A 13,753-nucleotide genomic window follows, 5' to 3' on the forward strand; every position below is an offset into this window, starting at 1 on the left:
GGATTGCCTCCACGAACTGCGGGGTGCGGCCCTGCGGGTCGCTGCGGCGGACACCGAGGGAAACGACGCCGCCCGCCCACCGGTGACGCCACGACCGTCCTCCGACCTCACAGCCGCACTCGGCGTCCGACCTGACGCGCCCCCGCCCGGGCAGCCGATGCAGTCCGGACGGGGGCGCGTGGTGGTCGTGGATCAGTCGAAGATCGGGCCCTGCTCACGGGTGCGCTTGAGCTCGTAGAAGCCCGGGGTGCCGGCGACCAGCAGTACGCCGTCCCAGAGTCGGCCGGCGGCCTCCCCCTTCGGAGCCGGGGTGATGACCGGGCCGAAGAACGCGACCGGGCTGCCGTCCGGGCCGGGCGCGTGGACGACCGGGGTGCCGACGTCCTGCCCGACCGGGCGCATGCCGGCCTCGTGGCTGGCGCGCAGCGCCTCGTCGTAGTCGGTGCTGTCCGCGGCTGCGGCCAGCGCCGGGTCCAGGCCGGCGTCGGTCAGCGCGGCGACGTAGAGCTCCGGACCCCGCTCCTCCTTGCCGAGGTGGATCCGGGTGCCGAGCGCGGTGTAGAGCGGGCGCAGGACATCGCCGCCGTACCGCTGCTCGGCGGCGATGCAGATCCGCACCGGGCCCCAGGCGGTACGCAGGAACGTCCGGTATTCCTCGGGCAGCTCGTCCCGGCCCTCGTTGAGCACGGCCAGGCTCATCACGTGGAAGCGGATGTCCACGTCACGGACCTGCTCGACCTCCAACAGCCAGCGGGACGTGATCCACGCCCACGGGCAGGCCGGGTCGAACCACATGTCGGCGGTGACACGATCGGTCACGGTGAGGTCCCTTCGCGACGGGTGGCGCCGGCAGTCCGGCGTCTCACCGAATCTTCACCCCGCAGCGCATCGACCGGCACCCGAATGAGAGCGTGACCTCGGCCACCGCGGGCTGCCCGTACGTGGAAGACTCGAATCGGGCTGGCCGTCACGAGCGGTTGGCAAACGGGCGCCGCCGGGCGTACGGCGAGATGTGGGATGGAGACGAACAGTGCCGGGAGTGCGTAACCTGACGCAGGTCGAGGCAACCGAGCGGGCGCGCCTGCTCAACGTGACGGGGTACGACATCAGTCTGGACCTGTCGACCGCTGTGCTGGCGGCTGACGGCCGCACGTTCCGGTCGACGACCGAGGTCCGCTTCCGTTGCGCCGAGCCGGGCGCGAGCACGTTCATCGAGCTGGCCGCCGAGTCCGTGCGCTCCGCGACGCTGAACGGCGCACCGGTCGACCTCTCCGACTGGTCGGCCGAGAAGGGCCTGATCCTGTCCGACCTGGACAGCGACAACACCCTGGTGGTCGACGCCGACTTCGGTTACTCCAACAGCGGTCAGGGTCTGCACCGCACGGTCGACCCCGTGGACGGCGAGACGTACCTCTACAGCCAGTTCGAGACGGCCGACGCACAGCGGGTGTTCGCCTGCTTCGACCAGCCCGACCTGAAGAGCGTCTACACCTGGCACGCCACCGTGCCGGCGCACTGGCGGGCGGTGTCCAACATGCCGGTGCAGCGGGAGGAGCCGGCGGGTGAGGGCCTCAAGACGCTGCACTTCACCGAGTCGCCCCGGATGAGCACCTACATCACGGCGATGTGCGCCGGGCCGTACCACGAGGTGCGCGACAGTCACGACGGCATCGAGCTGGGGGCGTTCTGCCGGGCGTCGATGGCGCAGTATCTGGACTCCGACGACCTGTTCCTGATCACCAAGCAGGGCTTCGACTTCTTCCACGAGAAGTTCGGCGTGCGCTACCCGCTGCCGAAGTACGACCAGCTCTGGGTGCCCGACTTCAACGCCGGCGCGATGGAGAACTTTGGCTGCGTGACGCACGCCGAGTCGCACTACCTGTTCCGCTCGCAGGTCACCGACTTCGAGTACGAGCAGCGGGCCAACACGATCCTGCACGAACTGGCCCACATGTGGTTCGGCGACCTCGTCACCATGCGCTGGTGGAACGACCTGTGGCTGAACGAGTCGTTCGCCGAGTGGGCGAGCCACTGGTGCAACACCAACGCGACCCGGTTCACCGAGGCGTGGACGACGTTCCTGTCCATCCGGAAGAACTGGGGCTACCGGCAGGACCAGCTCTCCTCCACCCACCCGGTCTACACCGAGATGCCGGACATGGAGGCCGTCGAGGTCAACTTCGACGGCATCACCTACGCCAAGGGCGCGAGCGTGCTCAAGCAGCTCGTCGCGTACGTGGGCGAGGAACCGTTCGTGGCCGGGCTGCGGGCCTACTTCGGCAAGCACGCCTGGGGCAACGCCACCTTCGACGACCTGCTCACCGAGCTGGAGGCCGCGTCCGGCCGGGAGCTGCGCAAGTTCGCCGCGCAGTGGCTGGAGACCGCGCAGGTCAACACGCTGCGGCCGGAGGTGACGATCGGCGCGGACGGGACGTACGAGCAGGTGGTGGTGCGGCAGGAGGCGCCAGCGGAATATCCGACGCTGCGGACGCACCGGATCGGCGTGGGCCTGTACGACCTCACCGACGGGCGGCTTGTCCGTCGTGAGCGGCACGAGGTGGACGTGACCGGCGAGCGGACGGACCTCGCCGAGCTGCGCGGCGTCCGTGCGGCCGACGTGCTGCTGCTCAACGACGACGACCTGAGCTACACCAAGCTGCGCCTCGACGACCGCTCGATGGCGACCGTGGTGCAGCACATCGGCGGCTTCGAGTCGTCGCTGGCGCGGGCGCTGTGCTGGACCGCGGCTTGGGACATGATCCGCGACGCCGAGCTGTCGGCCCGTGACTACGTGGCGCTGGTGCTGGCCGGGCTGCCCGCGGAGACCGACATCAACCTGGTCATCGCGACCCTGCGGCAGGCGACCACCGCGATCACCCTCTACGCCGACCCGGCGTGGGCGCCGACCGGCTGGGCCGATCTGGCCCGTACCGCCCGTGACGCGCTCGCCGCCGCCGAGCCGGGCAGCGGGTTCCAGCTGGCCTGGGCCCGCGCGTACACCTCGGCGGCCCGCTCCGAGGAGGACCTGGCCACGCTGCGCGGCTGGCTGGACGGCACCGGCATCCCGGCCGGGTTGACCGTGGACACCGAGCTGCGCTGGTCGGTCCTCGGGTCGCTGGTGGCCAACGGCGCGGCCGGTGCCGCCGAGGTCGAGGCCGAACTGGCCGGCGACCGCACCGCCAGCGGCGAGCGGGAGGCCGCGTACACGCACGCGCTGGTGCCGACGGCCGAGAACAAGGCCGCCGTGTGGGCGCTGCTCACCGGCGCGGAAACGCTGCCCAACTGGCGCCACCGGGCGCTGTTGCAGGGCTTCACCCACCCGGCGCAGGTGGAGCTGGTCGCCCCGTACCGGGAGCGGTACTTCGCGGCGGTGGGCCAGGTGTGGGCCACCCGGGACAGCGAACCGGCGCAGGAGTTCGCCCAGCTGGCATACCCGACCTACCTGGTGGAGGACGACACGGTGGCGGCCACCGACGCGTGGCTGGCCGGTGACGGGCACCCCAGCCCACTGCGCCGGCTTGTCGCCGAGGGCCGCGACGGCGTGGTGCGGGCGCTCAAGGCCCGCGCGAAGGACGCCCAGCAGAGCTGAGCAGGGAGTACGCGGCCCGGTGCCGGCGTGGACGCGAGTCCTCGCCGGCACCGGGCCATTATGGTTGCGGAAGGAGGTGGACGTGATGGCACAGCCGACCTACCAGTGGCAGCCCCCGGAGCGGGGCTGGCGCGAGCAGGATCTGTTCGACCTGCCTGAGAACGGCAACCGCTACGAGATCATCGACGGGAGCTTGCACGTGACCCCTCCAGCCGGTCCCGAGCATCATGAGCTGGCGGACGAGATCCGGATGGCGCTTCGCCAGGCGGCTCCCACCGACTGGCGTGTGATCCGGGAGATCGGGGTGCGGGTCCCCGGCGGCAATCTCATCCCGGATCTGACCGTGCTACGACCAAGCGCACCGCGCGAGCGGATGTGGGCCGAACCGGTGGACATCGCGCTCGTCGGAGAAGTCGAGTCGACGGGGAGCCGTCGTCATGATCGCTTCACCAAACCGGCCCTCTACGCCGAGGCAGGCATCCCGCACTACTGGCGGGTGGAACGGGGCGACTTCGGCCCGGTGGTCTATCGCTATCGGCTCGGCAAAGGCGACCATTACGAGCTGTTGGGCACCATCGGTCCGGACGACGCGGTGACCGTGGACGAGCCGTGGACGATGAGGTTGGACCCGAGCGCCTGGCCGCGCTGAGGCAGCCCAGACACACCGAAGCCCGGCCCGCTGGAAAGCGGGCCGGGCTTCGTCGTACGAGGAAGGGCTCAGCCCTTGCCGGCGTGGCTGGCGAGCTGGTCGAGGCCGTTGATGATGCCGCCGGCCAGGTCGCCGCCGCTGAACGCGCCGGCCATGGAGAGCGCGGCCAGCTTGGCGTACGTGTCGGGGATGCGCTTGCGGGCGTACCGCCCGGTGACGATCTCCAGCTGGCGCTGGTTGGGTGACACGGCGATCAGCACCGACTTGTCGGGGTCGGCGAGCTGGCGGTGCATCCGCTGGGCGTGCTCACGGATGGGCTCGTCCAGTCCGCCGACGAAGACCGAGAAGACCAGGCCGGTGCCCTGGTCGGCCAGGCGCAACGCCTCGTCGATGCGCAGCAGCTGGCGGGTTGAGAACGGCCCGTCCAGCACCTCGGGCGGATTCTCCGACCCGGCCTGCTTCTCACCAACGGTCACTTGCGCCTCCGGTTCCACCGGCCGGCGCCTCGACGCTGGCCTGCTCAAGCTTGTGGCTGGTCAGCGCGGGCGCCTGCGCCCCCGCCGTCAGCGCGGTGCCGGCCGAGTCGGCCAGCTGCTCCGGGCGGCCCAGGAACCAGACCGGAGTGAAGTCGAAGGGTCGGCCCGGCCGGTAGCGCTTGGTGCCACCACCGCCGCCGGTGGCACCACCACGGCTACCGGCGTACGACAGGCCGGCGATGACCAGCACCGCGGCCAACGGGATGCCGACGAAGACCAGCAACGTCTCGGTAACAGACAATCCCAACGCCCCCAGGCGGAAGAAGGACGACCTTGAACAACCGGGTCGGATGGACGATCATGACGCCGACCGCCCGACTCCGTCGCCATTCACGTTAGCGGAGTCAGCGGCCCGCCAGATTGCGGGGTGGCGATCCCATCCGTCACTGGAGTTCTCCAGTTGCGCAGCAGTCGCGATGAGCCGCGCGTCGTCACCGTACCGGCCGGTGAGCAGCACCCCGACGGGTAGCCCGTCGGTCGTGGTGCCCAGCGGCAGGGAAACGGAGGGATCGCCGGTGACGTTGAAGATGGCGCAGTAGGGCGAGAACCGGCGTTGCCGGTCGAAGTCGGCCGCCGGATCACCGTCGGCGGTGAACCAGCCGACGGGCGCCTGCGGGGCGGCCAGGGTGGGACAGAGCAGCAGATCGAAGCCGGCGGTGCGGTGGGCACCGAGGCGGACCTGCGCCTGCAACTCCCCGAGAGTGGCGGCCAGGGTGCCGGCGGAGATCTCGGCGCCCCGGGCCCGCAGCAGCCGGGTCAGCGGCAGCAGCTCCGCCTCCCGCTGTGGCGGCACCGGGGCGAGCGCCAGCACGTACCAGAGGATCTCGAACAGCGGCCACGCCGCCGGCCCGAGCGGCGGTGGCACCTCGACCACCTCGTGGCCGGCCGCGGTGAGCAGCTCGGCGGCCCGGTCCACGGCGGCCACGCAGTCGGGGTGCACCGGCTCGTCGGCGAGCATCGGCGTGGTGAACCGGCCGACCCGCAACGGGCCGGGCTCGGCCCGGCGTGCGGCGGCAAGGTAGCCACCGGGCGGCGCGGGCGGCGGCAGGTAGGGCTCGCCGGGGACCGGGACGGCCATGACGTCGAGCAGCGCGGCGACGTCGGTGACGGTCCGCCCGAGCGGGCCGCTGGTGGGCAGGCCGAACGCGCCGGAGCCGAGCGGCCCGCCGGAGACCAGGCCGCGGCTGGGCTTGTAGCCGACGAGGCCGCAGAGCGACGCCGGGATGCGCAGCGAGCCGCCGCCGTCGGACCCCTGGGCGACCGGGACCAGCCCGGCCGCGACCGCCGCCGCCGCGCCGCCGCTGGATCCGCCCGCGGTGTACGCCAGCTGCCACGGGTTGCGGGCCGGGGGCGCGACCCGGCCCTCCGAGTAGAGCGAGCAGCCCAACTCGGAGGTGGTCGTCTTGCCCAGGCTGACCAGGCCGGCGGCCTTGATGAACCGGACCACGTCGGCGTCGACCGGCGGGACGAAGTCGATGAAGGCGGCCGAACCGAAGGTGGTGCGGACCCCGGCGGTGAGCGTCAGGTCCTTGATCGCGGTCGGTACGCCGTGCAGCGGACCGCGCTCCTCGACGGGCACGGCGTCGGCTGCGCGTGCGGCTTCTCGGGCCAGGTCCGGCGTGACCGTGACGAACGCCCCCACGGTGTCGCCGATGGCTGCCACCCGGCGTAGGTGGTGCTCGACCAGGTCGACGCTGGACAGCTCGCCGCGAGTGATCGCGGCGGCCTGCTCCAACGCGGTCAGGTCGTGCGGCTCGGCCATCCCCTCATCCTGCACGCTGGGAGCGGCCGTCGGCGGCCGACACGGCGTCGGCATTCCCGCGGCGACTCTCGTATCCAACTGACACACCGCCGACCCCGCAGCAGCACCGTGCGATGGCGGCGCGCGCTCCTCAGCCGCGCAGGAAGCGCAGGGCGTTGGCGGACAGGAGCTTGGCGCGCTGATCGTCGGTGAGGAAGTCGGCGTCGTGAACGACCGCGCCGGCCGGGCGTTCGCCCAGCGGGTACGGGTAGTCGCTGCCGACCAGCACCCGGTCCTCCCCCAGCGTGTCGACCAGCAGCCGCAGCGCGGGCGGCGCGAAGACCACCGAGTCGACGCTGAACCGGTCGAGGTAGCTGCTGGGCGGGCCGACGGAAGCCCCACGGACCAGGTCGCCCCGGCGGTGCCAGGCGTTGTCAGCGCGGCCGAGCCAGAACGGGAAGCTGCCGCCGCCGTGCGCGAAGCAGATCCGCAGCGTCTCCGGCACCCGGTCGAAGACGCCGCCCAGGATCATCGCCAGCACCGACAGGTGCGTCTCGGCGGGCATCCCGGTGAGCCAGCGGGCCATCCACCGGTCCAGCCGTGGACCGCCCGGCATGTCCCACGGATGGACGAAGACCGGCGCACCCACCTCGGCGCAGTGCTGGAGGAACGTGACCACACCGGCGTCGTCGAGGTCCCGATCGCCGACGTGGTTGCCGATCTCGACCCCCACGTGCCCGGCGGCCAGGCTGCGGTCCAACTCGGCGCAGGCGGCGTCCGGGTCCTGCAGGGGCACCTGGCAGAACGGCACCAGTCGGTCACCACCGGCCGCGGTGACCTCCAGGGTCAGGTCGTTGAAGATCCGGGCGACCTTCACCGCCTGGTCGGCCGGGCGTTCGTAGCTGAAGAAGACCGGCGTGGGCGAGACCACCTGCACGTCCACGCCGTCGGCGTCCATGTCGGCCAGGCGTCGCGACGCGTCCCAGCACTCGGCGCCGACCGGGCGGAACTCCGTCTCCCCCACCATGATCATTGCGGCGCGCTCGGAGTCGACCCGCAGCCACGGCCAGCCGGACCCACCGCACGCCGCGCCGAGGTCCGGCCACCCCTTCGGTACGACGTGCGTGTGCACGTCGACCACACCTGCCGGCATCAGCCCTTGCCCGGGTGCAGGGTGCCGCAGTTGGCGCAGGTGCGTGCCTGCTCGTCGGCGTAGAACGCCTGGAACACCGGCGGCAGATCGGCGGCGATGTCGCGGACCTGCAACTCGACCTCGTGCACCTTGCTACCGCACTCGGGGCAGTACCACTGGAACGTCTCCAGCGTGCCCTCCTCGCGGACCCGCTCGACGACCACACCGATCGAGCCGGCCTCCGGCCGCTGCGGCGAGTGCGGGGTGTTGCGCGGCAGCATCCACATCTGACCCTCGCGCACGTGCACCGTACGCGGCCCCTCCGGGGTCATGAGGTTGATGTGCATGTTGCCCTTGACCTGGTAGAAGAACTCCTCGTACGGGTCCACGTGGAAGTCGGTGCGCTGGTTGGGCCCGCCCACGACCATCACGATGAAGTCGTCCCCGCCCGGGAACATCTCCTTGTTGCCCACCGGCGGCTTCAACAGGTGCTGGTTGTCCGCGATCCAACCCGGAAAGCTGAACGGTTCGGCGATCTCACTCACGACTGACCTCCCGAGGGAAGAAGGGCCACGGCCTGGATCTCGATGAGCAGGTGCGGGTGCGGCAACTGGTGCACCGCCACCGTCGTGCGGGTCGGCCCCGACGCGTCGAAGAACTCCGCCCACACCTCGTTGTAGCCACCGAAGTCATTCATGTTGACCAGGTACGACGTCACCTGGACGAGGTCGGCCAGGTCCGCGCCGACCGAGCGCAGCAGGTCCCGCACGTTCTCGATGACCGCCCGCGTCTGTACCCGGATGTCGAGGTTGGTCGTACCGAACTCGTCGACCGACACACCCGCGAAGCTGTTGTCCGGTCGCCGCGACGACGTACCCGACACGAAGACGAACCCGCCCGCGACCTTGACGTGCGGGAACGCCCCCCGCGGAACGGCCTTGCCGGCCACCACCCGCGCGGTCACGACGAGGCCCGCAGCGAGGCCGTGCCGAGCTTCTCCACGACCGCACGGACATGGGCGCCAGGACGAAGCGGGACAGCCGCGGTGGCGGCGCCGGCCAGGAAGACCCAGCCGGCCTGCAACCGCACCCCGTGCCGGCCGGCCAGCCGGATGCCCTCGTCGAGGGCCCGACGCGGATCGCCGAGGATCGCGGCGGTCGAGCCGACCTGCGCGACGCGCCCGTCGACCTCCAGCAGCACGCCCAGGTTGTCCAGACCCGCCGGCACCGGCGACCACGGCCCGATCACGAACGCGGCGGCGGAGGTGTTGTCGGCGATCACGTCCGGCAGCGAGAAACGGAAGTCGGCGTACCGGGAGTCGATCAGCTCGATGGCCGGGGCGACCGCGCGGACCGCGCTGGCGAAGTCGCCGACCGGTTCACCCGGCTCGGGCAGCCGGTCCAGCAGGAACGCCACCTCCGGCTCGACCCGGGGATGGATGTACGCGGAGGGGTCAACGGCACCCCCGTCGGGCACCCGCATCGCGTCGGTGAGCCGTCCCCAGATCACCTCGTCCACGCCGACCTGGACCATCTTCGCCCTGCTGGTCAGCCCCATCTTCAGCCCGACCAGCCGCTCGCCCCGGTCCAGGCGGCGCTGCACCAGCGCCGCCTGCACCCCGTACGCGGTCGGCACGTCGAGCCCCACCTCGGCGGCGAGCTGCGGAATCGCGCTGGCGGTGTCCGCCGCCTCGCCCAGCTTCGCCGCGATACCCGCGGTGTCCACGCCGATCATCGAACGATCTCCTCCTTACGCTGACCCACCAGATCCAGCGCCACGTCCACGATCATGTCCTCCTGGCCGCCGACCATCCGGCGCCGGCCCAGCTCGACCAGGATCGACCGGACGTCCACGCCGTAGCGCGCCGAGGCCCGCTCGGCGTGCCGCAGGAAGCTGGAGTAGACCCCCGCGAACCCCAGGGAGAGCGTCTCCCGGTCCACCTGGACCGGCCGGTCCTGCAGGGGGCGGACGATGTCGTCGGCGGCGTCCATCAGCGCGAACACGTCGCAGCCGTGCCGCCAGCCGTGCAGCTCGGCGACGGCGACGAAGACCTCCAGCGGCGCGTTGCCGGCGCCCGCGCCCATGCCGGCGAGGGAGGCGTCGACGCGGACGGTCCGGCCGGGGGGTGCGTCGGAGCCGGCCGGGCCGGACCCGGTGACCCGGCCGTGCTCCACGGCGAGCACGCTGTTGGCCACTCCGAGCGACAGGTTGTGGTGGGCGTGGATGCCGATCTGCGTCTCCGGGGCGAGGACCTGCCGGTACGCGTCGACCCGCTGCGCCACGTCGGACATCAACAGCCGACCGCCGGAGTCGGTGACGTAGACGCAGTGCGCCCCGTACGACTCCATGAGCTTGGCCTGCCCGGCGAGCCCGGCCGGGTCGTTCATGTGCGACATCATCAGGAACCCGGCCACGTCCATGCCGTTCTCCCTGGCCCAGGAGATGTGCTGGGCGGAGATGTCCGCCTCGGTGCAGTGGGTGGCGATCCGGACGCTGGTCACCCCGAGCGCCTTCGCGGCCTTCAGGTCGGCGATCGTGCCGATGCCCGGCAGCAGCAGGGTGGTCAGCTTCGCCGTGGTGAGCACCTCGGCAGCCGCGGAGATCCACTCGGCGTCGCTGGCGGCACCGTGGCCGTAGTTGACGCTGGAACCGGCGAGCCCGTCACCGTGCGCCACCTCGATCGCGGCCACACCGGCGGCGTCCAGCGCGGCGGCGATGGTGCGTACCTGCTCGACGGTGTACTGGTGGGCGATGGCGTGCATGCCATCGCGCAGCGTCACGTCCTGGATGTACAGCTCGGTCATGCCACCGCTCCCTTCACCCGCAGCGCCACCAGTCGCTCGGCGGTGCGCAACGCGGCGGAGGTCATGATGTCCAGGTTGCCGGCGTACGCCGGCAGGTAGTGCCCCGCACCGGAGACCTCCAGGAAGACCGACACCTGCAACGCGGTGAGCTGCCGCCCGAGCGTCGGCAGGTACGCCTCGACCCGCTCGAACTGCACGTCCTGCTTGAGCCGGTAGCCGGGGACGTACTCCTGCACCGCCGCCACCATGTCCGCCACCGAGGCGGCGATGGCGTCGGTGTCAGCGTCGGCGTCCGGGCAGAGGCAGTAGACGGTGTCCCGCATGAGCAGCGGCGGGTCCGCCGGGTTCAGCACGATGATGGCCTTGCCCCGTTCGGCGCCGCCGACCACCTCGATGGCCCGGGCCGTGGTCTCGGTGAACTCGTCGATGTTGGCCCGGGTGCCCGGGCCGGCCGAGCGGGACGCGATCGACGCGACGATCTCCCCGTACGCCACCGGGGTGATCCGGCGCACCGCGGCGACGATCGGCACGGTCGCCTGCCCGCCGCAGGTCACCATGTTGACGTTCGGCTCGTGCAGGTGCTCGTCCAGGTTGACCGGCGGCACCACGTACGGGCCGACCGCGGCCGGGGTCAGGTCGACGAGCGTGCGGCCGTGCGCGCGCAGCACCTCGTCGTGGCGCCGGTGCGCGCCGGCCGAGGTGGCGTCGAAGACCAGCTCGACGTCGGCGAACTCGGGCATCGCGACAAGCCCGTCCACGCCGTCGGCGGTGGTGGCCACGCCGAGCCGGCGGGCTCGGGCCAGGCCATCGGAGGCCGGGTCGATACCGGCCATCGCCACCATCCGCAGCTGACTACTGAGGCGCAACACTTTGATCATCAGGTCGGTGCCGATGTTGCCGGAACCGAGCACCGCCACTCCGGTCACCGAGGCTGTTCCATCTTTCGTTCGCGACTGCGGGGCTCGCAAAACCGGCTCACTCCTCGCGCTCACTGGTCCGCCTTGCTGAAACAGGTCCGTACCGAGCCGAGCCCGGAGATCCGCGCCTCGTACGCGGCACCGGGGGTGACCGGCACCATCGGGCCGAGCGCCCCGGAGAGCACCACGTCCCCGGCGCGCAGCGGGTCACCGGCGCGGGCGAGGGTGTCGGCCAGCCACTGCAGGGCGTGCAGCGGGTTGCCCAGGCAGGCGGCGCCCGCACCCACCGAGACCGGCTCGCCGGCATGCTCCAGCACCATCCCGCACAGCCGCAGGTCGACGTCGGCGAGCCGGCGCGGCGTGGTGCCGAGCACGAAGAGCCCGCTGGAGGCGTTGTCGGCGACGGTGTCCACGATGGAGATGTCCCAGCCGGCGATCCGCGAGTCGACGATCTCGATCGCCGGCAGCACGTAATCGACCGCGCGGATCAGGTCGACCGTCGTGATCTGCGGGTTCGGGAGATCCTTGGCGAGCACGAACGCGATCTCCGCCTCGACCCGCGGTTGGAGCAGCCGGTCGATGGCCACCTCGACGCCGTCGCCGACCGCCATGGCGTCGGTCAGCATGCCGAAGTCCGGCTGGAACACCCCGAAGGTCTCCTGCACCGCCCGGGAGGTCAGCCCGATCTTCGCGCCGACCCGACGTTCGCCGCGGCCCTGCCAGGCCCGCGCCTGGAGCTGCTGCACACGGTACGCGGACTCGACGTCGCCCTCCGCCAGCAGCCGGCCGCGTAGCGGTGGGCACGGCTTGCCGGTGTGGCGGGCGTCGGCCAGCTCCCGGTTGGCGGCCTCGATGTCAGGTTTCATGCCCGCTCCTCGCTGCGGTGCGCTCACGACAGGTCCACGCAGACGTTGGTGAGTTCGGAGTAGAAGTTCAGCGAGTGCACGCCGCCCTCGCGGCCGATGCCGGACGCCTTCACCCCGCCGAACGGGGTGCGCAGGTCACGCAGGAACCACGTGTTGACCCAGACGATGCCAGCGTCGAGCTGCGCCCCGGCGCGGTGCGCGACGCCCACGTCCCGGGTCCACACGGTCGCCGCCAGGCCATACTCGGTGCCGTTCGCCAGGGCGTACGCCTCGTCCTCGGTGTCGAACGGGGCGACGTGCACCACCGGGCCGAAGATCTCCTCCCGGTTGGTGCGGGCGTCCGGGCCGAGCCCGGTGAGCACCGTCGGCTGCACGTACGACCCGCCGTCGCGGGCGTCACCGAAAGTGGGCGTGCCGCCGCCGGTGAGCACCTCGGCGCCCTCGGTCCGGGCCAGCTCGTACGCGCCGAGCACCTTCGCCCGGTGCTGGTGGGAGATCAGCGGCATGGTGGCGGTGGCCTCGTCGGTCGGCCAGCCGTACGCCAGTTCGCCGGCCCGCTTCGCGAGCCGGGCGGTGAACTCCTCGAAGACCGGGCGCTGCACGTAGAGACGTTCCGTGCAGAGACACACCTGGCCACCATTGGTGAAACTGGAACGCACCGAACCGGCCACCGCGGCGTCCAGGTCGGCGTCGGCGAAGACCAGGCCGGCGTTCTTGCCGCCCAGCTCGAAACTCACCGCCTTCACCCCGTCGGCGGCGGCCCGCATGATCGCGCCGCCGGTGGCCGACTCGCCGGTGAAGGTGATCGCGTCGACCCCCGGGTGGCGGGTGAGGAACTCACCGGCCGAGTCCGGCCCGAACCCGTGCACCAGGTTGAACACCCCGGCCGGTACGCCGGCGGCGGCCATCACCTCGGCGAGCAGCGTCGCCGAGGCGGGCGTCTCCTCGCTGGGCTTGACCACGACGGCGTTGCCGCAGGCCAGCGCCGGGGCCACCTTCCAGGTGAGCAGCAGCAGCGGCAGGTTCCACGGCACGATGACCGCGACCACGCCGACCGGCTTGCGGAGCGCGTAGTTGAGCGCCCGGCCGCCGGTCGGGGTGACCGTCGTGAACGACTCGGTGGGCGCGGTCGCCACGATCTCCGCGAACGCCCGGAAGTTCGCCGCACCGCGCGGGATGTCCAGCGTGCGGGCCTGGGAGATGGACTTGCCGGTGTCGGCGACCTCGGCGGTGACCAGATCGTCGAAGCGGCGCTCCAACTCGTCGGCGACCCGGCGCAGCACCTCGGCGCGTTCCCGCTCGCCCATCCGGCCCCACGGACCGCGCATCGCCGCCCGGGCGGCGGCCACCGCGTCGTCCACGGTGGACTTCGACGCCTCGACCACCTCGAAGACCGGCTCCCCGGTCACCGGGCTGGCCTTGGTGAACGTCGGCCCGCCGTCGACGAACTCGCCGGCGACGAAGTTGCGCAACCGCTCCGGACCACTCGGTGCGTGGCCGGTCATCAACCGCGAATCCC

Annotated in this window: 14 protein-coding genes; 2 read left to right on the forward strand and 12 right to left on the reverse strand. The window is 71.8% G+C overall.

Annotated elements, in window-relative coordinates:
- Positions 1-192: 192 nt before the first annotated feature.
- Positions 193-819: a mycothiol-dependent nitroreductase Rv2466c family protein gene (locus PCA76_RS26235; RefSeq protein ID WP_272613095.1), complete on the reverse strand. Its 627-nt coding sequence runs from the start codon at positions 817-819 to the stop codon at positions 193-195.
- 220 nt (positions 820-1,039) lie between these two features.
- On the opposite strand from PCA76_RS26235, the gene pepN reads away from it, so the two are divergent.
- Together pepN and PCA76_RS26245 are read left to right on the forward strand one after the other, a co-directional pair.
- Positions 1,040-3,589 (forward strand): aminopeptidase N, encoded by a 2,550-nt coding sequence (gene pepN, locus PCA76_RS26240; protein ID WP_272613096.1) that lies wholly within the window; start codon positions 1,040-1,042, stop codon positions 3,587-3,589.
- 19 nt (positions 3,590-3,608) lie between these two features.
- A complete protein-coding gene (locus tag PCA76_RS26245; protein ID WP_272613097.1) occupies positions 3,609-4,238 on the forward strand; it encodes a Uma2 family endonuclease in 630 nt (209 codons plus the stop codon).
- Positions 4,239-4,306: 68 nt separating this feature from the next.
- Here the strand turns inward: PCA76_RS26245 and PCA76_RS26250 are convergent, their stop codons facing one another.
- The 11 genes from PCA76_RS26250 to PCA76_RS26300 form a co-directional block, all read right to left on the reverse strand.
- Positions 4,307-4,714, reverse strand: coding sequence for a DUF5130 family protein (locus PCA76_RS26250; protein WP_272613098.1), 408 nt, complete (start codon positions 4,712-4,714; stop codon positions 4,307-4,309).
- Positions 4,701-5,021 carry an aa3-type cytochrome oxidase subunit CtaJ gene (gene ctaJ / locus PCA76_RS26255; RefSeq protein ID WP_442930162.1) on the reverse strand — a complete coding sequence of 107 codons (321 nt, stop codon included), beginning with the start codon at positions 5,019-5,021 and terminating at the stop codon, positions 4,701-4,703. Before ctaJ ends, PCA76_RS26250 begins: the two co-directional genes overlap by 14 nt.
- A 51-nt stretch (positions 5,022-5,072) precedes the next feature.
- Positions 5,073-6,536 (reverse strand): amidase, encoded by a 1,464-nt coding sequence (locus PCA76_RS26260; protein WP_272613099.1) that lies wholly within the window; start codon positions 6,534-6,536, stop codon positions 5,073-5,075.
- A gap of 130 nt (positions 6,537-6,666) precedes the next feature.
- Positions 6,667-7,668 carry an amidohydrolase family protein gene (locus PCA76_RS26265; RefSeq protein WP_272613100.1) on the reverse strand — a complete coding sequence of 334 codons (1,002 nt, stop codon included), beginning with the start codon at positions 7,666-7,668 and terminating at the stop codon, positions 6,667-6,669.
- Entirely contained in the window at positions 7,668-8,192 is a 525-nt protein-coding gene (locus PCA76_RS26270; protein ID WP_272613101.1) for a 3-hydroxyanthranilate 3,4-dioxygenase, read from the reverse strand. The genes PCA76_RS26265 and PCA76_RS26270 overlap by 1 nt, the downstream gene beginning before the upstream one ends.
- Positions 8,189-8,611 (reverse strand): RidA family protein, encoded by a 423-nt coding sequence (locus PCA76_RS26275; RefSeq protein ID WP_272613102.1) that lies wholly within the window; start codon positions 8,609-8,611, stop codon positions 8,189-8,191. Before PCA76_RS26275 ends, PCA76_RS26270 begins: the two co-directional genes overlap by 4 nt.
- Entirely contained in the window at positions 8,608-9,381 is a 774-nt protein-coding gene (locus PCA76_RS26280; protein ID WP_272613103.1) for a 2-keto-4-pentenoate hydratase, read from the reverse strand. The genes PCA76_RS26275 and PCA76_RS26280 overlap by 4 nt, the downstream gene beginning before the upstream one ends.
- Positions 9,378-10,451 (reverse strand): 4-hydroxy-2-oxovalerate aldolase, encoded by a 1,074-nt coding sequence (dmpG, locus tag PCA76_RS26285; protein ID WP_272613105.1) that lies wholly within the window; start codon positions 10,449-10,451, stop codon positions 9,378-9,380. Before dmpG ends, PCA76_RS26280 begins: the two co-directional genes overlap by 4 nt.
- Complete coding sequence (locus PCA76_RS26290) at positions 10,448-11,377, reverse strand: acetaldehyde dehydrogenase (acetylating) (RefSeq protein ID WP_272613106.1); 930 nt, start codon at positions 11,375-11,377, stop codon at positions 10,448-10,450. Before PCA76_RS26290 ends, dmpG begins: the two co-directional genes overlap by 4 nt.
- 62 nt (positions 11,378-11,439) lie before the next feature.
- Positions 11,440-12,234, reverse strand: coding sequence for a 2-keto-4-pentenoate hydratase (locus PCA76_RS26295; RefSeq protein ID WP_272613109.1), 795 nt, complete (start codon positions 12,232-12,234; stop codon positions 11,440-11,442).
- Between the two features lie 23 nt (positions 12,235-12,257).
- Positions 12,258-13,739, reverse strand: coding sequence for a 2-hydroxymuconic semialdehyde dehydrogenase (locus PCA76_RS26300; protein WP_272619626.1), 1,482 nt, complete (start codon positions 13,737-13,739; stop codon positions 12,258-12,260).
- Positions 13,740-13,753 lie beyond the last annotated feature (14 nt).

Source organism: Micromonospora sp. LH3U1, from assembly GCF_028475105.1.
Taxonomy (GTDB): Bacteria; Actinomycetota; Actinomycetes; order Mycobacteriales; family Micromonosporaceae; genus Micromonospora.